30 protein-coding genes and 2 tRNA genes are annotated in these 24817 nt (G+C 61.6%); 26 read left to right on the forward strand and 6 right to left on the reverse strand.

Going from position 1 to position 24817, the window contains the following annotated elements; all coding sequences use genetic code 11:
- The 19 genes from rplN to truA all read left to right on the forward strand — a co-directional run.
- A partial coding sequence (gene rplN, locus OGI63_RS03610) for a 50S ribosomal protein L14 (protein WP_264309061.1) occupies positions 1 to 262 on the forward strand: 262 nt, incomplete at its 5' end.
- Position 263: 1 nt separating this feature from the next.
- Positions 264 to 599, forward strand: a complete 336-nt coding sequence (gene rplX, locus OGI63_RS03615; protein WP_004268591.1) for a 50S ribosomal protein L24 — start codon at positions 264 to 266, stop codon at positions 597 to 599.
- The gene (gene rplE, locus OGI63_RS03620) at positions 596 to 1180 is read left to right on the forward strand and encodes a 50S ribosomal protein L5 (protein WP_004268592.1); all 585 of its coding nucleotides are present in this window, start codon (positions 596 to 598) and stop codon (positions 1178 to 1180) included. The genes rplX and rplE overlap by 4 nt, the downstream gene beginning before the upstream one ends.
- 1 nt (position 1181) lies before the next feature.
- A complete protein-coding gene (locus tag OGI63_RS03625) occupies positions 1182 to 1367 on the forward strand; it encodes a type Z 30S ribosomal protein S14 (protein WP_004268593.1) in 186 nt (61 codons plus the stop codon).
- A gap of 87 nt (positions 1368 to 1454) precedes the next feature.
- A complete protein-coding gene (rpsH, locus tag OGI63_RS03630; protein ID WP_004268594.1) occupies positions 1455 to 1853 on the forward strand; it encodes a 30S ribosomal protein S8 in 399 nt (132 codons plus the stop codon).
- Between the two features lie 16 nt (positions 1854 to 1869).
- Positions 1870 to 2409, forward strand: a complete 540-nt coding sequence (gene rplF / locus OGI63_RS03635; RefSeq protein ID WP_004268595.1) for a 50S ribosomal protein L6 — start codon at positions 1870 to 1872, stop codon at positions 2407 to 2409.
- Position 2410: 1 nt separating this feature from the next.
- Entirely contained in the window at positions 2411 to 2782 is a 372-nt protein-coding gene (rplR, locus tag OGI63_RS03640) for a 50S ribosomal protein L18 (protein ID WP_004268596.1), read from the forward strand.
- The gene (gene rpsE, locus OGI63_RS03645) at positions 2779 to 3510 is read left to right on the forward strand and encodes a 30S ribosomal protein S5 (RefSeq protein WP_014482661.1); all 732 of its coding nucleotides are present in this window, start codon (positions 2779 to 2781) and stop codon (positions 3508 to 3510) included. Before rplR ends, rpsE begins: the two co-directional genes overlap by 4 nt.
- Positions 3510 to 3692 carry a 50S ribosomal protein L30 gene (rpmD, locus tag OGI63_RS03650; protein ID WP_004268605.1) on the forward strand — a complete coding sequence of 61 codons (183 nt, stop codon included), beginning with the start codon at positions 3510 to 3512 and terminating at the stop codon, positions 3690 to 3692. Before rpsE ends, rpmD begins: the two co-directional genes overlap by 1 nt.
- A 2-nt stretch (positions 3693 to 3694) precedes the next feature.
- Positions 3695 to 4153, forward strand: a complete 459-nt coding sequence (rplO, locus tag OGI63_RS03655; protein ID WP_004268606.1) for a 50S ribosomal protein L15 — start codon at positions 3695 to 3697, stop codon at positions 4151 to 4153.
- A gap of 237 nt (positions 4154 to 4390) precedes the next feature.
- On the forward strand, positions 4391 to 5740 hold the full coding sequence (gene secY / locus OGI63_RS03660) for a preprotein translocase subunit SecY (protein ID WP_004268607.1): 1350 nt from the start codon (positions 4391 to 4393) through the stop codon (positions 5738 to 5740).
- 172 nt (positions 5741 to 5912) lie between these two features.
- Positions 5913 to 6485 carry an adenylate kinase gene (locus OGI63_RS03665; RefSeq protein ID WP_004268609.1) on the forward strand — a complete coding sequence of 191 codons (573 nt, stop codon included), beginning with the start codon at positions 5913 to 5915 and terminating at the stop codon, positions 6483 to 6485.
- A 248-nt stretch (positions 6486 to 6733) separates the two neighbouring features.
- Positions 6734 to 6952, forward strand: coding sequence for a translation initiation factor IF-1 (gene infA / locus OGI63_RS03670; protein ID WP_004268611.1), 219 nt, complete (start codon positions 6734 to 6736; stop codon positions 6950 to 6952).
- A gap of 38 nt (positions 6953 to 6990) precedes the next feature.
- The gene (gene rpmJ, locus OGI63_RS03675; protein ID WP_003814578.1) at positions 6991 to 7104 is read left to right on the forward strand and encodes a 50S ribosomal protein L36; all 114 of its coding nucleotides are present in this window, start codon (positions 6991 to 6993) and stop codon (positions 7102 to 7104) included.
- 138 nt (positions 7105 to 7242) lie between these two features.
- Entirely contained in the window at positions 7243 to 7620 is a 378-nt protein-coding gene (rpsM, locus tag OGI63_RS03680) for a 30S ribosomal protein S13 (protein WP_004268614.1), read from the forward strand.
- Positions 7621 to 7696: 76 nt separating this feature from the next.
- The gene (gene rpsK, locus OGI63_RS03685) at positions 7697 to 8095 is read left to right on the forward strand and encodes a 30S ribosomal protein S11 (protein ID WP_004268616.1); all 399 of its coding nucleotides are present in this window, start codon (positions 7697 to 7699) and stop codon (positions 8093 to 8095) included.
- Positions 8096 to 8173: 78 nt separating this feature from the next.
- Entirely contained in the window at positions 8174 to 9169 is a 996-nt protein-coding gene (locus OGI63_RS03690; RefSeq protein ID WP_004268618.1) for a DNA-directed RNA polymerase subunit alpha, read from the forward strand.
- Between the two features lie 84 nt (positions 9170 to 9253).
- Positions 9254 to 9700, forward strand: a complete 447-nt coding sequence (gene rplQ / locus OGI63_RS03695) for a 50S ribosomal protein L17 (RefSeq protein WP_004268620.1) — start codon at positions 9254 to 9256, stop codon at positions 9698 to 9700.
- Between the two features lie 101 nt (positions 9701 to 9801).
- Positions 9802 to 10698: a tRNA pseudouridine(38-40) synthase TruA gene (gene truA, locus OGI63_RS03700; RefSeq protein ID WP_012619707.1), complete on the forward strand. Its 897-nt coding sequence runs from the start codon at positions 9802 to 9804 to the stop codon at positions 10696 to 10698.
- 193 nt (positions 10699 to 10891) lie between these two features.
- Here truA and OGI63_RS03705 read toward each other — a convergent pair.
- A tRNA-Ser gene (locus OGI63_RS03705) sits at positions 10892 to 10977 on the reverse strand.
- Positions 10978 to 11076: 99 nt separating this feature from the next.
- Positions 11077 to 11988 carry a hypothetical protein gene (locus OGI63_RS03710; protein ID WP_004268624.1) on the reverse strand — a complete coding sequence of 304 codons (912 nt, stop codon included), beginning with the start codon at positions 11986 to 11988 and terminating at the stop codon, positions 11077 to 11079.
- A 112-nt stretch (positions 11989 to 12100) separates the two neighbouring features.
- On the opposite strand from OGI63_RS03710, the gene nusA reads away from it, so the two are divergent.
- From nusA to OGI63_RS03735, 5 genes are all read left to right on the forward strand, one after another.
- Positions 12101 to 13177, forward strand: a complete 1077-nt coding sequence (gene nusA / locus OGI63_RS03715) for a transcription termination factor NusA (protein WP_004268625.1) — start codon at positions 12101 to 12103, stop codon at positions 13175 to 13177.
- Positions 13178 to 13386: 209 nt separating this feature from the next.
- On the forward strand, positions 13387 to 16221 hold the full coding sequence (gene infB / locus OGI63_RS03720; RefSeq protein ID WP_004268627.1) for a translation initiation factor IF-2: 2835 nt from the start codon (positions 13387 to 13389) through the stop codon (positions 16219 to 16221).
- Between the two features lie 153 nt (positions 16222 to 16374).
- Complete coding sequence (gene rbfA / locus OGI63_RS03725) at positions 16375 to 17028, forward strand: 30S ribosome-binding factor RbfA (protein WP_004268628.1); 654 nt, start codon at positions 16375 to 16377, stop codon at positions 17026 to 17028.
- 3 nt (positions 17029 to 17031) lie between these two features.
- On the forward strand, positions 17032 to 18084 hold the full coding sequence (gene truB, locus OGI63_RS03730) for a tRNA pseudouridine(55) synthase TruB (protein WP_004268629.1): 1053 nt from the start codon (positions 17032 to 17034) through the stop codon (positions 18082 to 18084).
- 7 nt (positions 18085 to 18091) lie between these two features.
- Positions 18092 to 19378: a riboflavin kinase gene (locus OGI63_RS03735; RefSeq protein WP_004268630.1), complete on the forward strand. Its 1287-nt coding sequence runs from the start codon at positions 18092 to 18094 to the stop codon at positions 19376 to 19378.
- 11 nt (positions 19379 to 19389) lie between these two features.
- Here the strand turns inward: OGI63_RS03735 and OGI63_RS03740 are convergent, their stop codons facing one another.
- Entirely contained in the window at positions 19390 to 20865 is a 1476-nt protein-coding gene (locus OGI63_RS03740) for a DNA repair protein RadA (protein ID WP_004268631.1), read from the reverse strand.
- A 222-nt stretch (positions 20866 to 21087) separates the two neighbouring features.
- Here OGI63_RS03740 and OGI63_RS03745 point away from each other — a divergent pair, with 222 nt between their 5' ends.
- Together OGI63_RS03745 and OGI63_RS03750 are read left to right on the forward strand one after the other, a co-directional pair.
- Positions 21088 to 21669, forward strand: a complete 582-nt coding sequence (locus tag OGI63_RS03745; RefSeq protein WP_004268632.1) for a hypothetical protein — start codon at positions 21088 to 21090, stop codon at positions 21667 to 21669.
- A 77-nt stretch (positions 21670 to 21746) separates the two neighbouring features.
- Positions 21747 to 21836, forward strand: coding sequence for a 30S ribosomal protein bS22 (locus tag OGI63_RS03750; protein WP_004268639.1), 90 nt, complete (start codon positions 21747 to 21749; stop codon positions 21834 to 21836).
- A 165-nt stretch (positions 21837 to 22001) separates the two neighbouring features.
- Here the strand turns inward: OGI63_RS03750 and rpiA are convergent, their stop codons facing one another.
- From rpiA to OGI63_RS03765, 3 genes are all read right to left on the reverse strand, one after another.
- Positions 22002 to 22703: a ribose-5-phosphate isomerase RpiA gene (rpiA, locus tag OGI63_RS03755; protein ID WP_004268640.1), complete on the reverse strand. Its 702-nt coding sequence runs from the start codon at positions 22701 to 22703 to the stop codon at positions 22002 to 22004.
- 89 nt (positions 22704 to 22792) lie between these two features.
- Positions 22793 to 23782 (reverse strand): ribonuclease H family protein, encoded by a 990-nt coding sequence (locus OGI63_RS03760; RefSeq protein WP_004268642.1) that lies wholly within the window; start codon positions 23780 to 23782, stop codon positions 22793 to 22795.
- A 797-nt stretch (positions 23783 to 24579) separates the two neighbouring features.
- Positions 24580 to 24664, reverse strand: a tRNA-Ser gene (locus OGI63_RS03765).
- Between the last annotated feature and the right edge of the window lie 153 nt (positions 24665 to 24817).

Raw genomic sequence — 24817 nt, forward strand, 5'->3', positions numbered from 1 at the left:
CGACGTGATCGTCGCCTCCGTCAAGGACGCAATCCCTGGCGGGTCGGTCAAGAAGGGCGACGTGGTCAAGGCCGTCGTCGTCCGTACAGTCAAGGAACGCCGCCGTGCAGACGGCTCCTACATCAAGTTCGACGAGAACGCCGCTGTGATTCTCGGCTCCGGCCGTGAACCCAAGGGCACTCGTATCTTCGGACCGGTTGGTCGTGAACTGCGCGACAAGCGCTTCATGCGTATCGTGTCCCTCGCACCGGAGGTGATCTGACATGGTAGCCAAGATCAAGAGCGGCGACCTCGTCAAGGTCATCCGTGGCAAGGACCGCGGCAAGGAAGGCACCGTCAAGCGCGTTCTCAAGGATGACCGACTGATTGTCGAAGGCGTTCAGATCGTCAAGAAGCATGTGCGTGCAACCCAGCAGGGTCAGCAGGCCGGCATCGTCTCCGTTGAGGCCCCGATCCATCGCTCCAACGTGATGGTCATCGACCCGGAGACCAAGCAGCCCACCCGCGTTGGCGTCGTAATCAAGGAAGAGGCACGTGACGGCAAGGTGAAGACCGTGCGCGTCCGCGTTGCCAAGAAGTCCGGAAAGGAACTGGCATGAGCGAAGTCGTTGACGAAGTCATCATCGAAGAGCCAGTGACCCCACGCCTCAAGACGATGTACAAGGAAGAGATCCTTCCCGAGCTCGAGAAGGAATTCCACCACGACAACCCGATGCAGATTCCTCGCATCGAGAAGGTGGTCGTCTCCATGGGCGTCGGCGCCGCAGCGCGCGACTCCAAGCTCATCGAAGGCGCTGTGCGTGACCTCACCGCGATCACCGGCCAGAAGCCGAAGATCACCAAGGCGAAGAAGTCCGTCGCACAGTTCCACCTGCGCGAAGGCCAGGCCATCGGCGCATACGTCACCCTGCGCGGTGACCGCATGTGGGAGTTCCTGGATCGTCTGCTTACGCTGGCCCTGCCGCGTATTCGCGATTTCCGTGGCATCAACGGCCATCAGTTCGATGGTCAGGGCAACTACAACTTCGGTCTCACTGAGCAGTCCATGTTCCACGAGATCGATCCTGATGAGATCGATCACCAGCGCGGCATGGACATCACCGTGGTGACCACCACGAAGGATGACGACGAGGCTTACGCACTGCTCAAGCTTCTCGGCTTCCCATTCAAGGAGAACTGAAATGGCAAAAACTTGTCTTAAGGTCAAGGCGCTTCGCAAGCCTAAGTTCAAGGTTCGCGCCTACACGCGCTGCATGGTCTGCGGTCGTCCGCACTCCGTGTACCGTAAGTTCGGCCTGTGCCGAATCTGCCTTCGCGAGAAGGCACACCGTGGCGAGCTGCCAGGCGTAACGAAGTCCAGTTGGTAAATATCAACGCTGAAGGTCCGCGGCCCGGGCAGGCCATAGCAGTCTGCAGGGCGGCGGAAACCACGGCGAGAAAGGGCGTTAGCCCAAATGACAATGACAGATCCAATCGCAGATATGCTCACGCGTCTGCGTAATGCGAGCGCGGCAAAGCACGAGACCGTGGATATGCCGTACTCCAAGTTCAAGAAGAACATCGCCGAGATCCTGAAGCGCGAAGGCTACATTGCAGACTTCACCGCCAAGGAAGCCCGCGTCGGCCAGACCCTTGAGGTCACCCTCAAGTACGGCCCCCACGGTGAGCGTTCCATTCAGGGCATCAAGCGCGTGTCGAAGCCAGGCCTGCGTCGTTACGCCAAGTCCGACGCACTGCCCATGCCGCTCGGCGGCCTCGGCATCGCCATCATCTCGACGAGCTCGGGATTGTTGACTCAGAAGGAATGCCTCGACCGAGGCATCGGTGGCGAGATCGTCGCCTACGTGTGGTGAGAAAGGAGAGCTGAACATGGCATCGCATATTGGTAAGCTCCCGATCGAGATTCCGGCGGGCGTTGAAGTCACCATCAATGGTCAGGAATTCGCCGCCAAGGGCGCGAAGGGTTCCGACTCCTACACCATCCCCGAGGGCGTGACCGCCAAGGTCGAAGGCAACGAGATCATCGTCACCGCGAACGACGACCTGCGTCCGACCCGCGCAAAGCACGGCCTGGCCCGTTCGATCGTGGCCTCCATGGTCAAGGGCGTGCATGATGGCTATTCGAAGAGCCTCGACATCGTCGGCACCGGTTACCGTGCACAGATGAAGGGCAAGGGCATCGAGTTCTCGCTCGGTTACTCCCACACCATCACCGTGAACCCGCCGGAAGGCATCACCCTCGAACTGCCGAACCCGAACCAGGTCATCGTGAAGGGTACCGACAAGCAGGCCGTTGGCCAGGTTGCCGCGAACATTCGTAAGCTTCGTGCTCCGGAACCGTACAAGGGCAAGGGCATCAAGTACTCGGATGAGGTCATCCGTCGCAAGGCTGGAAAGGCTGGTAAGTGATATGAGCGTTAAGATTTTCGGTAAAGGCAAGAAGGCCGCGCTGAAGCGTCGCCACGCTCGTATTCGCAAGCGCATCAGCGGCACCGCAGAGCGTCCGCGTCTCGTGGTCACCCGCTCCAACCGTCACATGGTCGCGCAGATCGTTGACGACAACGCCGGCAAGACGCTGGTGAGCGAGTCCACGCTTATGGCCGATTTCGCCGACTTCCAGGGCACCAAGACCGAAGCCGCCAAGAAGGTTGGCGAGCTCCTGGCCAAGAAGGCCAAGGATGCCGGCATCACCACGGTCGTGTTCGACCGCGGCGGCAACATGTACCATGGTCGCGTCGCAGCTGTTGCTGAAGGCGCCCGCGAGGGAGGTCTGGCACTGTGAGCGACAACGAAAAGGAAACCCAAGTGGCTGAAGAGACTCAGAACACTCAGGCAACCGCCGAGTCCAGCAACAACGACGAGCGTCGTGGCCGCCGCAACAACCGTGGTGGCGAAGGTCGCCGCGGTGACCGCCGTGGCCGTCGTGAGGACAATCACGAGAACGAGATGCTCGATCGCGTCGTGACGATCAACCGTGTGTCGAAGACCCACAAGGGCGGCCGTACGTTCAGCTTCGCCGCTCTCGTCGTGGTCGGTGACGGCAACGGTACCGTCGGTGTTGGCTATGGCAAGTCCCGTGAGGTCCCGGCGGCAATCGCCAAGGGTCAGCTGGATGCCAAGAAGCATCTGTTCAACGTTCCTCGCATTCGCGGCACCGTGACCCACCCGGTCACCGGCCACGACCACGCAGGCACCGTCATGCTGCGCCCGGCAGCTCCAGGCACCGGTGTAATCGCCGGCTCGGCTGTGCGTGCAGTGATGGAATGCGCGGGCATCACCGACATCCTGACGAAGTCGATGGGCTCCGCAACGGCCGTCAACGTGGTTCGCGCCACCGTCGATGCGCTGAAGCAGCTCGAAGAGCCGGAGGAGATTGCGGCACGCCGCGGCCTCTCCGTGCAGGAAGTCGCTCCGGACCAGCTCCTGCGTGAGCGCGCCGCCGGCATTGCCGAGGCCCGAAAGGCACGCGAGGAAGCCAAGGCCGAAGCGGCCGCTAAGGATGGTGAGTGATGGCAAAGCTGAAGATCACGCTCGTGCACGGTGTTGCACACGCGAACAAGAAGCAGAAGGCTACCGTGCAGACGCTCGCCCTTCGCAAGATCGGCCAGAGCACTGTTCTTGAAGACAACTCGTCGACCCGCGGCATGATCGCCGTCGTGCGTCACTTGGTCAATGTTGAGGAGGCAGAGTGATTATGGCTAACGAAGAGACCACAATCCTGCAAATGCATGACCTCAAGCCGGCACCAGGCGCCAGGAAGGATCGCATCCGCGTCGGCCGTGGTGAAGGCTCCAAGGGCAAGACCTCGGGCCGTGGCGACAAGGGCACCAAGAAGCGCTATCAGGTTCGTCCTGGCTTCGAAGGCGGCCAGCTGCCACTGTACATGCGTCTTCCCAAGCTCCGCGGCTTCCGCAGCCCGTTCAAGACCGAATATCAGGTTGTGAACATTGCTGCTCTCAACGATCTGTTCCCGCAGGGCGGAGAGATCACCGTGGCTGACCTGGTGGCCAAGGGCGCAGTGCGTGCCAACCGTCCGGTCAAGGTCCTCGGTGAGGGCGAAGCCACCGCCGCATTCACCCTCAAGGGTGTCAAGGCCTCCGCTTCGGCGAAGTCCAAGATTGAAGCGGCAGGCGGTTCGATCAGCGAAGACTGACGGCATGCATACACGCTAGCGACAGACCCTTCCCGCAGCAAGCGGGGAGGGTCTGTTCATATGTGCAGAACATGCGCGCGAAATATCAAAACAGGAAATGGCCGCTGTAATTTGTGTTGAATTATTGCAAAAAAGAGGCGGGAACTCGCGTGCGGTATGGCCGTTGGGCTAGACTCGAACTTTAGCGTGTGTTTTTCGTGATACGCCAAGAGCGTACAGTTATGGAGGGAACCCAAGGTGAGGACGTTAATCCAGGCCTTTCGCACCAAGGAGCTGAGGAACAAGATCCTCTTCGTCCTTGGCATCATCATCATCTACCGAATCGGCTCGTTCATTCCAACGCCGGGTGTCGATTACAAGGTCGTGAACGACTGCGTGGCGAATACGACCAACAATGCGGAGAACTTCATCGGACTGGTGAACCTGTTCTCGGGCGGTGCAATGCTGCAGCTGTCCATCTTCGCATTGGGCGTCATGCCGTACATCACCGCATCGATCGTGGTGCAGCTGCTGCGCGCCGTGATCCCGCGCTTCGAGGCCCTGCACAAGGAGGGGCAGTCCGGTGAGGCCAAGCTCACCCAGTACACGCGTTACCTTACCATCGGTCTCGCCGTGCTGCAGTCCACGACAATCCTCGTCACCGCGCGTTCCGGCGCGCTGTTCAACTACCAGTGCAACAATGTGATCCCCGACGCCTCCATTTGGAACATGGTCGTCATGATCATGGTGATGACCGGCGGCACCGGCCTGATCATGTGGATGGCCGAATTGATCACCGAGAAGGGCATCGGCCAGGGCATGTCGATCCTCATCTTCCTGTCCATCTGCTCGGGCTTCCTGCCGCAGCTGTGGCAGATCGGCTGGGGCACGAACGGCACCGACGGCAATTGGACGAAGTTCGCGATCGTCACCGTCGTGCTGCTTGTGATCATGATCTTCGTGAACTACGTGGAGCTCTCGCAGCGCCGTATTCCGGTGCAATACACGCGCCGCATGATCGGCCGCAAGATGTATGGCGGCTCCTCCACCTACCTGCCGCTCAAGATCAACATGAGCGGCGTGATCCCGCCGATCTTCGCCTCGTCGATCCTCGCGATCCCGACATTGTTCGCACAGTTTGGCAACAGCCAGCAGAGCTGGGTGCAGTGGGTGAACAAGTACCTCGCCAACACGACGAGCGTGTGGTACATCTGCCTGTATGCGCTGATGATTGTGTTCTTCACGTTCTTCTACACGGAGATCACGTTCAACCCAGACGAGACCGCAGACAACATGAAGCAGTTCGGTGGCTTTATCCCGGGCATTCGCGCAGGCTCCGCCACCTCGCGCTACCTCAAGTACGTGATCAACCGACTCAACACCGTCGGCGCGATCTACCTGCTGTTCGTCGCATTGCTGCCGACCGTGCTCATCATGGCGCTCAAACTCAACACGCAGCTGCCGTTCGGTGGCACGACGCTGCTGATCATCGCCGGCGTGGGTCTCGACACGCTGCGTCAGGCGAAGGCGCAGACGGAGCAGTACCAGTACGCAGGCTTCCTGTTCGAGAACACCGATCACACCGAGGGCAAGGCCATCGCCAAATGATGTGCAGGTGTGAATAATCTGCCATTCGCAGATTGCCGCAAAAGCAGACCGTGGGAATCTACGGTCTGCTTTTGCATATGCATGGCTCGCCGCGGCATGCCGATACTCCTGCCGTGAGCACACTAGGCTAAGATATGCGATAGCAAAGCAAATCCCAAGCGAAAGGAACACGATGCGACTGCTGATTATGGGACCTCAGGGCGTCGGCAAGGGCACACAGGCGAAGCTGCTCGCCGAGCACTACGGCATTCCGACGATCTCCACCGGAGACATCTTCCGCGCGAACATCAAGAACAAGACGGAACTGGGCAAGAAGGTGCTTGAATACACGTCGCAGGGATTCCTGGTCCCCGACGAGCTCACCAACGAGATCGTCCGCGATCGTCTTGCGCAGGATGATGCGAAGAATGGCTGGATCCTCGATGGCTACCCACGCAATGTCGCCCAGGTGAGCGCGCTCGACGAGATTCTCGAGGGCCTCGGCGAGCAGCTCGACGCCGTTGTCGCGCTGACCGCCCCCACCAATGTGCTGCTTGAGCGCATGGCCAAGCGCGCGAAGGAGGAGGGGCGTGCCGACGACACCCCGGAGGCGATCCAGAACCGTCTGAACACCTACGACAAGGAGACCACGCCGGTGCTCGACATCTACCAGCAGCGCGGCAAGCTCGTCACCGTGAACGGCGTGGGCGAGATCGATGCGATCAGCGAGGAGATCGTCAAGGCACTCGATGCCAAGCTTGGCTGAACAATGGTGCAAATGCGTGCCGTGAGGTGTGTGGGATTGGTGAACATGGAATAATCCGCGTCTCAATTCGGTAGCATAGAAGACGGTACGCCATTGAACCGGGCACAAAGTGTTCGCCCGGTCCGTTACGGAAGCGAAGGGTACGACACGCCGTTGCGTGCACTCTTCGCTTTTCGTGTATACTAGCAAGTTGGTGTGTCTTCTGGCGCACCTACAGGTAATGCTATCCACGAGGAAAACGGGTATTTATGGCAAAAGACGGTGTGATTGAAGTTGAAGGCCGAGTCGTAGAGGCTCTGCCCAATGCGATGTTCCGTGTGGAACTGGAGAATAAGCACATCGTGCTCGCCACAATTTCCGGCAAAATGCGCAAGAACTACATTCGTATTCTTCCGCAGGACCGTGTGGTGCTCGAGATGAGCCCATACGACCTCAATCGTGGTCGCATTACGTACCGTTACAAGTAAAGTAACAGCCAAGGTACAAACCCAAGCAAAGGAATACCATGAAGGTTAGCCCAAGTGTGAAGAGGATCTGCGAAAACTGCCGCGTGATCCGTCGTCACGGTCGCGTCATGGTGATCTGCACCAACCCACGCCACAAGCAGCGTCAGGGCTGAGCAGAAGCAGCGACACATATCAGGCACTCAGTCGCAGTTCGCGTGTATGCGTGAGCTGAACCCCGGGAACGCAGGCCCGGGCCGGTAGGGATACCGGGGGATCGGGTGCGAGACCTGCGGCAAACAGAAGGAATCGCAATGGCACGTCTTGCCGGAGTCGACATCCCAAATGACAAGCGCATCGAGGTCGCGCTCACCTATATCTTCGGTGTGGGACGCACCCGCGCCAAGGAAACCCTTGAGGCGACTGGCATCAATCCAGACACCCGCGTCAAGGACCTGACGGATGAGCAGCTGATCACGCTGCGTGACTACCTCGAGTCGAACTATAAGATCGAAGGCGATCTGCGTCGTGAAGTCGACGCTGACATTCGCCGCAAGATCCAGATCAACAGCTACCAGGGCATGCGCCACCGCAAGGGCCTGCCGGTCCGCGGTCAGCGCACGAAGACCAACGCACGCACCCGCAAGGGCCCGAAGCGCACGGTCGCTGGCAAGAAGAAGGCCACCAAGTAATAGGTGGGAATTGCAGGCCACGGTGTGACAGCCATCGTCTGCAACACATAGTTCGTGAATTAGGAAACGAGGTCAAATGGCAGCTCAAAAGCAGGCCGCACGCAAGACCCGTCGCCGCGATCGCAAGTCGATCCCGGTCGGTCAGGCGCACATCAAGTCAACGTTTAACAACACCATCATCTCCATCACCGATCCGTCCGGCGCGGTTGTGTCCTGGGCGTCCGGTGGCGATGTCGGTTTCAAGGGCTCCCGTAAGTCCACGCCGTACGCCGCTGGCATGGCAGCCGAGTCCGCGGCCCGCAAGGCCATGGAACACGGCGTCAAGAAGGTCGATGTTTTCGTGAAGGGCCCGGGTTCCGGTCGTGAAACCGCCATCCGCTCCCTGCAGTCCGCTGGTCTCGAAGTCGGTTCGATCACCGACGTCACTCCACAGGCATTCAACGGCGTTCGCCCACCAAAGCGTCGCCGCGTCTGAGCACTAGACAATACCATCCATCCAAAGCCGCTTGAAGCCAGTGAGTGCACCACCGGCTGAAGCTGAAAGGATACCACAGTGCTTATCGCACAGCGTCCGACACTTACCGAGGAATCGCTCAACCCTCAGCGTTCCCGTTTCATCATCGAGCCGCTTGAGCCGGGTTTCGGCTACACGCTTGGCAACTCGCTTCGCCGTACTCTGCTCAGCTCGATTCCGGGAGCGGCAGTGACTTCGGTGCGTATTTCCGGTGCGTTGCATGAGTTCACCACTCTGCCGGGCATCGAGGAAGACGTCACCGAGATCTTGTTGAACATCAAGGGCATCGTGCTCACCAGCGAATACGATGAGCCTGTCGTGATGTATCTGCGCAAGGCGGGCAGCGGCGAGGCCACCGCAGGGGACATCACCCCACCGGCCGGTGTCACCATTGCCAACCCGGATCTGCACATCGCCACTCTCGCCGAAGATGGCGAACTTGAGATCGAGTTCACCGTCGAGCGTGGCCGCGGATACGTCCCAGCCCAGATGAACAAGCAGGATGGCGATGAGATTGGCCGCATCCCGGTCGATTCCATCTACTCTCCAGTGCTCAAGGTGAGCTACAAGGTCGAAGCCACCCGTGTTGAACAGCGCACCGACTTCGACAAGCTCATTCTGGATGTGGAAACCAAGCCGGCCATCTCCCCGCGTGATGCCGTCGCATCCGCAGGATCCACGCTGGTTGAGCTCTTCGGCCTGTGCCGTGAACTCAACACGCAGGCCGAGGGTGTGGAAATCGGGCCAGCCCCGGTGGCCGAGCAGGCCGATCCGGGCATGTCCGTTCCGATCGAGGATCTCAACCTCACCCAGCGCAGCTACAACTGCCTGAAGCGTGAGGGCATCCACACGGTCGGCGAGCTGGTGAACCACACGGAGCAGGATCTGCTCGACATCCGTAATTTCGGTATGAAGTCCATTGACGAGGTGAAGGAGAAGCTGCAGTCCCTGGGTCTGTCGCTCAAGTCCTCGCCGCTCGGCTTCGACACCAACAACCTCGAAGGCGGCACCTTCTTCTCGCCGGAAGACGAGTAAACCGCCAACGACATAACCGCTTCGCCGATTTCGGATGTTCGGGCCACTGCCCACCTGAGTTCGGCGTGGCAACAAGGAGATACAATGCCTACACCAAAGAAAGGCCCACGCCTGGCGTCCAGCCCGGCACATGAGCGTCTGATGCTCGCGAACATGGCCACCAGCCTGTTCGAGCACGGCCGCATCACCACCACGCTGCCGAAGGCCAAGCGCCTTCGTCCGCTGGCCGAGCGCCTGATCACCTTCGCCAAGCGCGGTGATCTGCACTCCCGTCGCCGTGTGATGCGCGTGATTCGTAACAAGTCCGTCGTGCACAAGCTGTTCACGCAGATAGCTGAGCAGATGGAGCAGCGCGAAGGCGGCTACACCCGCATCGTCAAGATCGCTCCGCGTAAGGGCGATTCCGCTCCAGCCGCCATCATCGAGCTCGTCACCGAACCGGTGAGCCCGAAGAAGGCAGTGGTCAAGGAAGCCGAAGCCGCGACCAAGGTCGCAGCCAAGGAAGAGCAGACCGAGGCAGCCGCTGAGTGAACCTCTGAGGCATGAGGAAGGGGCCATCCGTTTGGGTGGCCCCTTTTGCATATGGAAACAGACCTCGCCGGACATCGGTGCGCATTTGCTAAGCTCGGGTTGTGACACGTTTACGAATCGACTTGGCCTATAACGGTGCCGCGTTCCACGGATGGGCGGCGCAACCAGGCTGCCGGACGGTGCAGGGAACCGTCGAGGAGGCCTTGAGAAGAATCACGCGCATGCCGGATGCCGGGTCCTTGCGGCTCACCGTGGCCGGGCGCACCGACGCCGGCGTGCATGCCACGCATCAGGTGTGCCACGTCGATGTTCCCGACCAGACACTCGGACAATGCGTCGGCCATATGAATTTGACGCCGGTGCAGGCCCTGCAGACCAGGTTGTCGCGCATGATGCCCGATGATATCGCCATCCATGGGATTTCCGTGGCGCCTGCCGGTTTCGACGCGCGGTTCTCCGCACTCGAACGCACCTATGTGTACCGGATTGCCGACGCGCGCGTGCCCTGGGACCCGCGGCTCAAGGATTTCGCATGGCGCACCGACCGCGAACTCGACATCGCGCAGATGAATGCCGCTGCCGCACTTACACTGGGGCTGCATGACTTCGGTTCGTTCGCCATTGCGAATCCGGGGGGCACGACTATTCGCGAGGTGAAGACCGCCTACTGGCAACGCGTGCCGACGCGGCCGTTGCTCGGACCCGGCATGGGGGAGCGCTACCATACGCCTGCCGTGGAGTCCGGGCTGCTGTGCTTCACAATCGTCGCCGACGCCTTCGCCCGCAACATGGTTCGCTCGCTTGTGGGTGCCTGCGTGCAGGTGGGCATGGGCAAACGGGATGTGGATTGGTTCGCCGGCAAGATGCGTGTGCCGTTGCGCGAGGGATCCACTGGGCCGATCGCGCCCCAGGGGCTCACGCTCGAACACATCGCCTATCCGGCCGACGACGAGCTCGCCGCGCGTGCGGAACGAATCCGTGCCAAGCGCACGCTCTAGCGAATGCTGAGGCACCGACATTGAATCCGAATAATCGTGCCGGTTTCGCGCGTCGTTGTGCTTCTCGGCCCTATTCCTCTGCGTAATTGGGGACGTCTGCTGCGTGTGAGTGTCTCCTTTTACGCAGGCTGTTGATGGTGCACGATAGGCAGGCAGGGAAAGAAAAAGCCCGCGGCAAGGTGCGGGCTGAAGGCGGATGAGGCGAGATTCGAACTCGCGGAGGGGGTTGCCCTCACACGCTTTCGAGGCGTGCTCCTTAGACCGCTCGGACACTCATCCATGTACTTGCCGAAACAAGCAACTTGTTCATTATGCCACACCGTGCCAACAAGTCAAATCCGGTATGTCGTTTTCCGCATGTCACTGCACAGGCCTTGTTCAGGAGGCGAACAGCGCATAGTCAGCGCTTGGGTACCCCAGACCGAACGCGGTGACGGCATGCGTGGCGATGAGCAGGGACAGCTGCAGTAGCGCGTCCGACGATTGCGACTGTGCGGTGGCGATGTCGGATGCGGGCAGGTCGTCGATGCGCTGCAGTTGCTCGCGCGCGCAATCCATTTCGACAATCGCCGGGGTGCGGGTGCGCAATCCGGTCGCAGGATCGGTTGCGTTCACCTCCGATGTGGTGAGCATGCGGGTGTCGTAGACCTTGCGGCGAATGTCCTGCGCGCCTTTCGACAGCATGGTCAGGCGTGCTGCGGCCTCCTTGTGATTGTCGCTCATGGTGAGCAGCGTGGCATTCGAGGCCAGTCTGCGCACGAATTCGGCGTCGGAGGAGGTGTTGGCGGAAGTGGGTGTGAAACTGTCGTAGCGTCCGGCGAGCACTTCGGCGGCGAAACCGGCGCGATCCTCGGCAAGCGCAATCGTAGCCAGCGCCTCACCCGGCAGATCAAGCGAATCGACGGTGTCGAGCTTCGTCACTGTGAGCGGCGCATACGCAAAACCGAAGTGATTCGCGGCAAGACGAGTGAAATGCTGTGCCTGGGCGCTGCGCATCGTGGCGTCGCCGAATTGGGACGGGCACTGCAATGCCACATTGAGCCAGTCATGCTGGGCGAGTGAAGCGGTGAAATACCGCAGATAGAGCGGGATATTCGCGTCGCCCATCGTGTTGGAATACGATTGCGCGGTCTCGAGGAACCGTTCACATGTGCCGAGCTCCTGCTCCTGTTCGGAGCGACCTGCGATTCTGGGGGCCGAGCATGCGGTCACGCCAACAAATGCGAGCGTGGTGAGGGCAACCGCCACCGTGCGTGCGCATACGGAAAGGAAACGGTGACGTGTCTGCATGAATACCTAGAATAATAGAGACTATGACTAAATGGGCTTATGCCTTCCGCGCAGGAATGCGCCATGCCGAATAACTGAATAACTGAACAGACTTCAACGGAGGTCACCAACTTTGAAACTCGATTTGAACGGAATCCACGCACTCGCACAGGAACAGGGAATAGATGCGGAGACCGTGGATGCCGCACTGTCGGAGGCGCTGCGACTCGCCTATTTGAAAATGCCGCATGCCGCAAAATATGCCCGAGTCGAACTCGACCCGCGCGCCGGCAGCTTCACCATCTGGGCTCGTGACGAGATTCCTCAGGAACCCACCGAAGACAATCCGCACCCCGCTCCGGAACTGGGCGAGGAGTACGATGACACCCCGCATGATTTCGGCCGTCTGGCGGCATCCACGGCACGCCAGGTAATCCAGCAGCTCTTCCGCAAGGCGGAGGACGACCGCGTGTTCGGCGCCTTCAGCGGCCAGCGCGGCAAGCTCATCACCGGCGTGGTGCAGCAGGACGTCAAGGATCCCGCCAATGTGCACGTTGCCGTCGGCGATGTGGAGGCACTGCTGCCGCGTCGTGAGCAGGTGCCCGGCGAACGCTACCGCCATGGCGAACGCATTCGCGTGTATGTGACGACGGTGGCCCGCGGGCTCAAGGGACCGGAGATCATCGTCTCCCGTTCGCATCCGGAGCTCGTGCGCCGCCTGTTCGAACGCGAGGTGCCCGAGCTGGCATCCGGAGCCGTGTCGATCATGGCCATCGCCCGCGAGGCGGGCGCCCGTACGAAGATTGCCGTGCGTGCCAATACGCCAGGCATCAACCCGAAGGGCGCGCTCATCGGTCCAGGTGGTTCGCGTGTGCGCGCGGTGATGGAGAACCTCGGCTCTGAGAAGATCGACATCATCGACTGGTCGGCCAATCCGGCCGAGTTCATTGCGGCGGCGCTCTCGCCGGCAGTGGTCTCGGATGTGCAGGTGATCAGCGAGAAGAACCAGACGGCCATCGCGTTCATCAATGACGAGCAGCTCTCGCTCGCCATTGGCAAGGAGGGTCAGAACGCCCGTCTCGCCGCAAAGCTCACCGGATGGAAGATCGGCATCGAATCCAATTCCGCCCATGCCGCAAAACTGCGTGAACAGGCGGCGAAGGCGGCCGATGGGACACAGTCCGGCAATGCCGAGGAGAGCGCCGAATAGGCGTTTCCCCGACGGCGTTTTCGCGGCGCTGCACATCCAGCGCCGCGGGTATGCTTGCCTTTGGTCGAAACACGGTCATTGCACCGTGCGAAGGCGTGAAAGAGGTAGAAACAACATGGTTGCACGATGAGAAGCCATCAGCTCGCCGTGAGAACACAATAGCCGCGCCAATACGCGGCTGACACACACAAAACTTTAGGAGATATTGAGTGGCGAAAGCACGCGTATACGAATTGGCCAAGGAACTTGGCGTAGACAGCAAGACCGTTCTTGAGAAGCTCAAGGACATGGGCGAGTTTGTCAAATCCGCGTCATCCACGGTGGAGGCCCCGGTCGTCCGCAGGCTGAAGGCGGCCTTCCCGAAGGACGGCGGCAATGATTCCAGGCCGTCGGCGAAGAAGAGCTCCACACCCAAGTCGGGTGCACCAGCAGCGGCGAAGCCTGCCGCGACGCCCGCCGCAGTGGCCGGTGCAACTCCGGCAACGGCAGCCCCGTCCGCACCGAAGCCGGGCCAGCGCTCCAACACGAGCGCCAAGCCGGGCGCCCATAACACCCGCAGGAACGAGCAGACCCCACGTCCAGGCCAGAACGGCGGCCAGCGTGGTGCGACTGCGCGCCCGCACGCCCCAGGCAAGCCGGGCGCCAACGCCGGTGGCACTCGCAACGGAGGCAAGGCTGCACCCACTCCGCATGCCCCTCAGCACGGCGGCAACCGCGGCGGTTCCAACAATGCGCCGAAGCCGGGAGCCAATGCGGCCCAGCATGCGCCACGTCCGGGCAACAACCCGTTCAGCCGTAAGCAGGGCATGCACACACCCACGCCGGGAGACATCCCGCGTCCGCATCCGATGGCACGTCCGACGGTCAATAACAACGAACGCCGTGGCGGAGGCAATGGTCGACCGGGTCAGCGTGGAGGCTTCCGCCCACGTCCGGGCCAAGGCGGCAGCGGTGCCCCGAAGCCGGGTTCCTGGGGTCAGCATCGTCAGGGTGCAGGCAGCGGTGGCGGCCGCCCGGGTGGTAACCGTTTCGGTGGTGGCAACGGCGGCAACAACTTCCAGAACAATGGTCCCAGCAACGGTCCATCGCGCGGTGGCGGCCGTGGTCGCGGCGGCGCAGCCGGCGCCTTCGGCCGTCAGGGCGGCAAGTCCTCGAAGGCTCGCAAGAACCGTTTGGCGAAGCGTCACGAATACGAAGAGCTGAAAGCACCGGTCATCGGCGGTGTGCGCATCCCCACCGGCAACGGACAGACCATCCGTCTGCGTCAGGGCGCCTCGCTGGCGGATCTCGCCGAGAAAATCAACGTGAATCCGGCGGCGCTGGTCACCGTGCTGTTCCACTTGGGTGAGATGGCCACGGCCACCCAGTCACTCGACGAATCCACGTTCCAGATCCTTGGCGAGGAAATCGGTTGGAACATCAAGATCGTTTCCGCCGAAGAGGAAGACAAGGAGCTGCTCCAGCAGTTCGACATCGACCTCGAGAGCGAGGAGCTGCAGGAGGAGGCCGACCTGAAGCCGCGTCCTCCGGTGGTCACCGTCATGGGCCACGTCGACCACGGTAAGACCCGACTGCTCGACACGATCCGCCGCACCAACGTCGTCGCCCGTGAGGCCGGCGGCATCACGCAGCGCATCGGTGCATACCAGGTCACCGTGGATCTCGAGGGTGAGGAACGCAAGATCACGTTCCTCGACACCCCGGGCCACGAGGCCTTCACCGCCATGCGTGCCCGTGGCGCGGAACTCACCGACATCGCGATCCTCGTGGTGGCTGCCGACGACGGCGTGATGCCGCAGACCGTCGAAGCCATCAACCACGCGCAGTCGGCCCATGTGCCGATCGTCGTGGCCGTGAACAAGATCGATGTGCCCGGTGCGAACCCCGAGAAGGTGCGTGGCCAGCTCACCGAATTCGGCCTCGTGCCGGAGGAGTATGGCGGCAGCACGATGTTCGTCGACATCTCCGCCAAGCAGGGCACGAACGTCGACAAGCTGCTCGAAGCGGTGCTGCTCACCGCCGACGCCGAGCTCGACCTGCGTGCGAACCCGGATATGGATGCCCGCGGCGCCACTGTGGAAGCCCGACTCGACAAGGGCCGCGGTGCTGTGGCGACCGTGCTCGTGCAGTCCGGCACGCTCCACATCGGCGACTCGATCGTGGCCGGTACCTCGTATGGTCGTGTGCGCGCCATGCTCGACGAGAACGGCAAGCACATGAAGGAGGCGCTGCCGTCAACACCTGTGCAGGTGCTCGGCCTCACCTCGGTGCCCACCGCAGGCGACCTGTTCCTCGTGGCTCCGGATGACCGCGCGGCACGCCAGATCGCCGAGAAGCGCCAGGCCACGGAACGTGCGGCCCAGCTCGCGAAGCGCCGCAAGGTGGTTTCGCTCGAGGAGTTCAAGAAGAAGTTCGCCGAGTCCGAGATCGACATGCTCAACATCGTGATCAAGGGCGACTCCTCCGGTTCGGTGGAGGCGCTCGAGGGCTCCCTCATGAAGATCGAGGTCTCCGACGAGGTGGGCATTCAGGTGATCCACCGCGGTGTTGGCGCCATCACGCAGAACGACGTGAACCTCGCCTCCGTCGACAAGGCCGTGATCATCGGCTTCAACGTGCGCCCGAACCGCCAGGTGGCGGATCTCGCGGAGCGCGAGGGCGTGGAGATCAAGTACTATTCGGTCATCTACAAGGCGATCGAAGACATCGAGGCGTCGCTCAAGGGCATGCTCAAGCCGGAATACGAGGAGGTCACCACCTCCCACTCCGAGATCCGCGAGATCTTCCGCTCGTCGAAGTTCGGCAACATCGCCGGCGTCATGGTGCTCGACGGCGAGGTCAAGCGCGGTACGAAGGCCCGCATTCTGCGCGACGGCGTGACCACGTTCAACGACCTTGAGATCTCGTCGCTGCGCCGCTTCAAGGACGACGTCAAGAGCGTCACCGAAGGCTACGAGGCCGGCATCAACCTCGGCAACTTCAACGACATCGAGATCGGCGACGTCATCGAGACCTTCGAGATGCGAGAGATCGAGCGCAAGTAGTCTGCAATCCGCAGATTGCGCGCGAGTAACGCAGGCAGACGCCCATAGCCCACCCGGCTACGGGCGTCTGCCGTTTTCACCCAATGCACATGGCGGTTTTCGACTAGTGTTGAATAGCAGAACCGCATAGGACGTCAAACAGTAAGGAACACCATGCAGGGAACCAATTCTCGCGCCGCCCGCATCGCGGCGCTCATCCAGCGTGTGATCGCCTCGAATATGGAATCCACGTTGCACGACAAGCGACTCAAGAACGTGACGATCACCGACGTCAAGGTGACCAATGATCTCCAGCTCGCCAAGATCTACTGGACCACGCTGAGCCGGGACGGCCATGAGGAGGGCGAACGCAAGCGCGCCAAGGAGGCGCTCAACCAGGCCAAGGGACGCCTGCGCACCATGGTGGGCGCCAAGGCCGGTCTGCGCCTGACCCCGCAGCTCCAGTTCATCTTCGACGAGGTGCCTGGCGAGGCGCATGAGATCGAAGACATTCTCTCGCTGGCACGCAAGCGCGACGAGGAGCTCGCCCGCATGCGCGCGAACGCCGCCTACGCCGGCGACGCCGATCCATACCGCCACGACGACGAGACCGAGGAGGCCGTCGAGGAGGAACTGGACGAGCAGGAGCATGAGAACAAGGACGAATACACCGAATACCCGGGCGACGTGGTGGAAGTGGAGGAATTCGAGGACTTCGACAACAGTGGCGACGACCTCGAGCATTCCGACGACGACCCTGTGGATCCGGTGGCGACCGACCCGGCATCCACTATCGACACCGTCGACGACCACGACGAGGACAAGTAAGGCGTGGGCACCGGAAAACGCGACGCGAAGGTGAACGGCGTGCTCATTGTAGACAAGCCGCAGGGCGTGACCAGTCACGACATCGTGGCGGCCGTGCGTGCCGCGCTGCACACCAGGAAGGTGGGGCACGCCGGCACGCTCGACCCGATGGCCACCGGCGCGCTCGTGATCGGCGTGGGTCATGCCACACGTCTGCTGCAGTACATTGTCGAGCACACGAAAACCTACAGCGCCACGATTCGCTTCGGCCAGCGCACAACCACCGATGACGCCGACGGCGAGTTCGTGGAGCGGGAAGCCGAGGCCGCCGTGCTGCCGACGCTCGAACAGGTGCGCGAAGCCGTGGCGAACGAATACACCGGCGACATCGAGCAGATTCCAAACGCCGTCTCCGCGATCAAGGTGAACGGCCAACGCGCCTACGATCTGGCCCGTGAAGGCCGGCATGTCGAGCTCAAGGCGCGCCGGGTGACCGTGCATGCGTTCGATGTGCTCGGTGGTCGGCAAACGCAGGCCGCGAACGGCACGCCGGTGCTCGATGTCGACGTGCGCGTCACCTGCTCGGCGGGCACCTACATTCGCGCGCTCGCCCGCGATCTCGGCAATGATTTCCATTGCGGCGCGCATCTGACCCGCCTGCGCAGGGAAGCGGTGGGGGCGTTCCGCGTGCGTGACGCCCGCATTGTGCGCGCGCATGCCGAGGCACGCACCTTCGTGAACCGCGACGGCGAGGAGATCACCCGCAATCGCGCGGTGCTCGATTGTGTGGGGGAAGATTTGGCCGGGCATCTGCTCACGATGGTGCAGGCCGCACAGCTCACGCTGCCGGTGCTCGCCGTGAGTGAAGCGCAGGCGGCGGATTTGCGTTTTGGTAGGAGAATCGTTGCACAGGCACCGACCGACGATGAACGACCGGCACACCACCACGGCGAGCACGTGTGGGCCGCCATTGGGTCCGCCGATGGCGAGCCTGAGGTCGTGGCGATTGTCGAGCGCGCGAAACACCACGAATTCAAGCCGGTAACGGTGTTCGCTGCGAATACGGGAAACGAATAGAGGATATATGGATATTTTTCGTTTGACACCAGCTGCGGACGGCAACGTCGCATGGCCGACATTGAGCACATCGAAGAAATCGGTGGTCACGGTGGGTGCGTTCGACGGCCTGCATGTGGGCCACCATGCCGTCATCGAGGAGACGGTGCGCCAAGCCAGGAAGCTCGACGCATACTCGGTGGTCATCATGTTCGATCCACGCCCGGCATTCGTGCACGCCTATGCAAAGGCACATGCAGGCAAAGACGTGCCGGCCGGCGTGCATGATCCTGAGGCCATCACCGGCGTGGACGCGCGGCTGCGCATGCTCAGCCGCATGCACGTCGACTATGTGCTCATTGTGCGCTATACCATCGCGTTCTCCGAGAAATCGTTCAGATTCTTCCTCGGCCAGCTTGTGGGCAAACTCGGCATGCGCATGCTCGTGCTTGGCGAGGACGCGCGCATGGGCGCGAATCTGGAAGGCGACATCAAGAAGATTCGCACACTCGCCGAGGCCACCGGCGTGTTCGAACTCGAAGTGGTGACCAATCAGGGCGGCACCGTGCGCGTGCCGGAACGATTCACCCCCACGGCGCCGAACGAGCCGGGTGAACCCGGCGACCCGCTGGAGGGACTGGGCAAGGCCGAGCGACGCGCCTGGTCGAAGAAGCACAACGCGCGCGAAGTGCGCAACCAGAGCTCCACGAACGTGCGATACCTGCTCAGCCAGGGGCGCGTGCAGGCGGCAAACGAGATTCTCGGCCACGCGCACGCCGTGGAAGGTGTGGTGGAACACGGCGAGGAACGCGGACGAACCATCGGCTTCCCGACGGCGAACATAGCCGAGCCGATGGAGGGGTACCTGCCGGTGGATGGCGTGTATGCCGGCTGGCTCGTCGATCTGGGACCTGCAGACGAATACGAGCGCGACCAGCAGCAGCTGAGCGGCAAAGCCGCCGATGGGGAGGCGGTAGAAGCGGCGAGCGTCACCGTAAGCGATACCCCGGTGGTCTCGCACCGCTTCTCCTCATCGCGCGTCGACAGCCGACTGGCTGCACAATCGCCATTCAGGTGGCCGGCAGCGATCTCGATCGGCACGAAACCCACCTACAGCGAGAGCACCGGGCTCAACGAGCGCGTGCTCGAGGCGTATGCGCTCACCGACGAATGGCTCGACCTGTATGGGCACCGTGTTCGCGTGGAGTTCGAACGCTTCCTGCGCCCACAAATCAAATTCGGTTCCACCGACGAGCTTGTGGCCGAGCTCAAGCACAACGTCGAGGAGACGAAGGAGCTGTTGGGAGCCGAATAGCGGTCCCGCGGCTAATGTCGCTGCTTGGCGAGATGGAGGAACGCGAGGGCGTCTTTGAGGTTCGTCGCCGGAGCGAGCGTCATGCCCTCCATCTTCAACGGCTTTTGGGTCGCCGGAACGATCGCTTTCGTGAACCCCAGCCGCTGCGCCTCACGGAGACGGTACTCCAAACGTGGCACCGGCCGCACCTGCCCTGTGAGACTGATCTCGCCTATGGCGCAGACGTTCTTGGCGATTGGCTTGTTCAACGCGGCGCTCGCCATTGCGGCGGTGATGGCGAGGTCGCATCCCGGTTCCTTCGCCTGACCGCCTGCGATTGTGGAGATGTACAGATCGTTCTGCAGCAACGAGATGCCGCCATGCCGGTAGAGCACCGCCACCAGCATGGCGATGCGGCTCGGATCCACGCCATTGACGGCGCGGCGCGGGGTGGGCAGCACCGAATTGGTCACGAGCGACTGCACCTCCACGGCAAGGGAACGATGCCCATCCAACGTGAACGTCACGCACGTGCCCTCAACGGGTTCGTTTTGCGACGAGAGGAACAGCCCGGCCGGGTCGCGCACCTCCTCTATGCCCTCGCCGCTCATGTCGAAGCATCCCACCTCATCGGTGGGGCCGAAGCGGTTCTTCACCGCGCGCAGCAGGCGCAGAGCGGTCTGTGATTCACCTTCGAACTGACACACCACGTCGACGAGATGCTCGAGCGTGCGCGGGCCGGCAATCGAACCGTCCTTGGTCACATGACCCACGAGCAGCACCGGCACGTCAAGCGATTTCGCGGAGTCTATGAGCGCGCTCGCCACCTCGCGCACCTGCGTGGAGCCGCCGGAGATGCCATCGACGTCCTGCGAGACAATCGTCTGCGCCGAATCCACAATCGCCAGCGCCGGCCGAACCGAGTCGATCAGGCCGAGCACGGTGGAGAGATCGGTGGTCGCGGCGAGCAGCAGGTTCTCCTCGACGGCGCCGATGCGTGAGGCCCTCAGACGCACCTGCGCCTGCGACTCCTCGCCCGAGATGTACAGCACGCTGTCGTGTGTGCCGGCATGCGCGTCATGCGGCTCCGAATCGGAACCGTCTGGCGTGCGGCTATGCGCGGCGGCTACCGATTTCGCGATGTTCCCGGCGGTCTCGAGCAACAGCGTCGATTTGCCGATGCCGGGTTCGCCGGCGATGAGCACCACCGAACCAGGCACTATGCCGCCGCCGAGTACACGGTCGAACTCGCCGAAGCCAGTGGGGAGTCGGTTCACCGTGTCGGTGGAGATGCTCGTGATCGGCTTCGCCGCGCTCTGCACATTCGGCACCGAGATGGGCGTGCGCGAGGTGCGGCCAGGCGCCGGCGTGCGTGCCCCGGTTGCCGCCGGAGCCTCATGGAATTCCTCGATGGTGCCCCATTGGCCGCATTCCGGGCATCGGCCATACCATTTGCCGCCGCTCCAGCCACATTCGGTGCACACATAGTTCACGGTTTTCTTCGCCATGCCACTCCTTATCGCCTGCCAACACTGTATCTGATTCCATACAACAGGCATAGCGGCGCATGTGTTCCACGCAGTGTTTCATGCAGCCGCTACACCGTCATGCGGCTGTGACAAGATTGCGGTATGGCAAACAACAGCGGTTCCAAAGGCCCGTCAAATGCGGGAAGGCGAACGTCACAGTCGGGGGCGCGGAGGCAGCCGCAGCCGACTCAGACCTCCGCCGTGCATTCACTGCGCTACGTGCGCATTGTGGTGGCGGTGTTCGTGATGCTGTTCGTGCTGGCACTCGTCTCCGCATTCGGTTGGCCGGGTTGGGCGGTGCGCACGCCGGCAAAACCGGTGGCAGTGCCCACGGCGACGCCCTCCAAGGCCACGGTGAAGGCGAAGGCGTTGCCCGGCGACGCCACCGCACTGCTCAGGGCGATGCCCGACCATGTTTCGAATTTCGCGCGCGTCCAAGCCGATTCCACCGATGCATGGGCCGATTCGAACCCGATTGAGGAATACAAGCTCACCTATTCGAACGGCAACGACAAAGACGCCGTGCAGCTCACCGTCGCCCAGTGGAGCGACTCGGAGAAGGCACAGGGGCAGTACACGAAGCTTACGGGTGATCTCAAGGGGTCGTCGCTGGCCAACGGCGTCGTGAAGGTGAACGGCGACGTCACCGGCAATTACGAGGTGAAGACGGCCGAGTCCGACGACACGCAGGCCACTGCAGTCTGGCGCAACGACACCGTGGTGTTCAGCGTGACCGGTACGAAGAATTCGGTGGTCTCGGTCTACCAGCTGTTCCCGCTGTAGACCCAGCGCGAAAGTCTGCTCACATGTGTAGACTGTTGCAAGTTGCAATCTTTAGATATCTATAGAGGAGGCTTGAGATGGGCTCTGTCATCAAGAAGCGCCGCAAGCGTATGAGCAAGAAGAAGCACCGCAAACTGCTTCGTAAGACCCGCCACCAGCGCAAGTAGTCTTATACTCTAGGCTTTAACAATTCCCGCACGCAGCGATGTGTGCGGGAATTTCATATATGCGGCCGTATACGACATGGGGCGTTCGGCTCCCGATAACAGAACGACCGCGCGCTTCCCGCACGCGGTCGTTGCCCGGAACACACCGGAATGTCTTGCGAATGCTCACGCCTTGTTCGGATTGATGAGCGTGCGCGGGCCGTTCGGATCGCCCACGATGACCTCGTTGACCATGTCGAGGAACAGGCCGTCTTCGACGACGCCCACCATGTTGATGAGATCCTCGTTGAGACCTGCCGGGTCGTCGATGCGCTCGAGATGCAGGTCGACGACGTAGTTGTTCTCGTCGGTGCGCACCGGCTTGCCTTCGGCGTCAAGACGCAGCGTCGGGTTGTAGCCGCGTTCCTTCATGCGCTCGATCACATGCATGGCGCCGAACGGAATGACCTCCACCGGCAGCGGGAACTTGCCAATGACGTCGACGAGCTTGGAGGCGTCGACGATCCAGACGATCCTGTTCGAGTTGATCGCCACGATCTTCTCCCACAGGAGGGCCGCGCCGCCGCCCTTGATGCCGTTGAAGTTCTTGTCAACCTCGTCGGCTCCGTCGATGCACAGGTCGATGTGGTCGACGTCGTCGATGTTCACGATCTTAATGCCGTAGCCCTCGGCCTGCTCCTGCGTGCGGCGCGAAGTGGTGACGCCGGTGAACTCCAGACCTTCCTCCTGCTTGCGGCGGCCGAGTTCGTCGACGAGGAAGCGCACGGTGGAACCGGTGCCGAGCCCCACGATCATGCCACTTTTGACCAGCTTCGCGGCCTCGATGCCGGCCTCCTTCTTCATTGCATCCTGCTGTGCTTTATCCATGACTCTCCTTAGCGAGTGTGCACGTTGCGTTGCCTATGCACGCAATCTGATTCCCATACTAGAACATGCTTGCGAACGCTCGTGTTGTCTCACTGGCGGGTTTCCTGGCCGTTCTCGCGGCGATGCATGAGGAAACGCGCATTCTCGAGATCGACCGTGCCGTCGCCCTGCACGAGCGCGTCCACTTCGATGTACCCGTGGATGCGCCTCGGTGAGCCGTCATAATACGGGCTCGAGTTCGGGGGAGGGGAGAGCGTCACACGCCCGCTTGCCGCCAATCCCGTGGGCGCCAGCTGCATGCCGGCCGTCGCTGTGGGCTCTCCTGCGGGGGTGTCGGTGCCGTCCGCCGCTGATTCCGCGGCATGTGCGGCGGTATCCGCAGGGGCGTCGGTTTCTGCGGAATCCGCCGGAGTCCGCACGTCGCCGAGCTCGGTCAGATTCGGCTCGCCGTGCTCGAGATCGTCCACCTCGGCGGCATGCAACCGCGTGTATTCGCGTTCGTCCATCTCGCCGTCGAGCAGCAGTTGTGCATCCGCAGGCACCTTGACATCGCGTGCGTACGGCGACTCGAGCAGCGCCTGCCAACCTTCCTTCGGCAGATACCCCTCTTGCGCGCCGGATTCGCAATCGCCGGCGAATCCGCGTGCGAGATCGTCCACCTTCTCGTTGCCTGCATTGCCGGCGTGACCCTTAACCCAGCGGAAGCTCACTTTGCCGGCCCGCTTGCTTATCTCCGCATCGATTGCCTTGATGATCGGCGCGTTCTTCACCGGTTCCTGTTTCGAGTTCTTCCAGCCGTTCTTCTTCCACCCGAACACCCATTTGCTCGAGCAGTTGATGGCATACTGCGAGTCGGATTCTATGACCAGCGGCTCGCTTCCCGGGTGTGCACGCAGCGCCTCGAGCACTGCGCACAGTTCGCCGATCTGATTCGTGCCGTTCGTGGCGCCCCCTGCCGCACAATCGCCCGCATGCGCGTGTTCGTCGCGCGCGCCGTCCGTATGGTCGGCCCACGCCCACCCCATCGGGCCGTTCGGATTACGCAGTGCGGAGCCATCTGTGGAAACTGTGATCGTCATGCCTCCACTCTACGTGCGGGCCGCTATCATTGTCACGTTGTGATTGTGTGAGGCGCACGTAATCGTGGATATTTCTCATCATCGGTCTCGTTGCCGTTTCGGCGCTGGGTTGGTGTGTGCGTGTTCCCATGTGGCGACTGTATTCCGGGCTCCTTCGGGGATGCACCCGTCTCGAGGGTCGCAATCGTATTGGGGTGCCTTCGGTTGCGTGTATGCCTTGAGTGTCGCTCTTGCAATCTCAGTCGCCTTATGGCATGTTGTGATCTGTTGGCGGTGTTGTCCTTTGCATGCTCAATCTCAACACGGCATGTTGTATCTGTGTGCGGTGTCGTCTTTGCAATTTCGATCTCCAAGCGGCATGTTGCGGTTTGTCTGCAGTATCGCCATGAGACCAGATTTGCAAGCATGGCATTGCTGCGGGGCTCTCGATGACCGACCCGAGATGGAATCTGCAAACACGACACGATTGTGCGCTTCTCAATGGTCTCGTTTGCAGATTAGGTCTCAGCAAGGCAGGCGAGAAGTCTTGCAGTGACTGATCTGAGATTGAGATTGCGAATATGGCGCGTTATGCCGGTCGTCAATGGGCGGCCTGAGATTGAATTTGCAAATATGACACAACTGCTGCGCCGCGGTGGTCGGAACAAAGATGAGTTTGCAAACATGGCACAGGCAAACGATATGACTGCAGGCCGGGCATAATGCAGAGTGATGTGCCGATGACCTCGGGAACGTGCATGTGGCAGGAACGCGTATGAAAAAACGGGGCTCCGAATCGAATTCGGAACCCCGGCGGGCGGATAGGGCGAGATTCGAACTCGCGGACGCTTGCGCGTCAACGGTTTTCAAGACCGTCTCCTTAGACCGCTCGGACACCTATCCATATGCGCAGGCGGACTCGCCGCACACGACTATTCAGTGTAGCATATGGCTGCTCTTTGCGTAATCCGGGACATGTCTGAGCCCAATCTGTCTCCAATCACGCAGAGTGTGTCGTGCGTAAAGAGTGTGTCGTGCGTAATCGGGGACAAATTC

Source organism: Bifidobacterium sp. KRGSERBCFTRI (assembly GCF_025908335.1).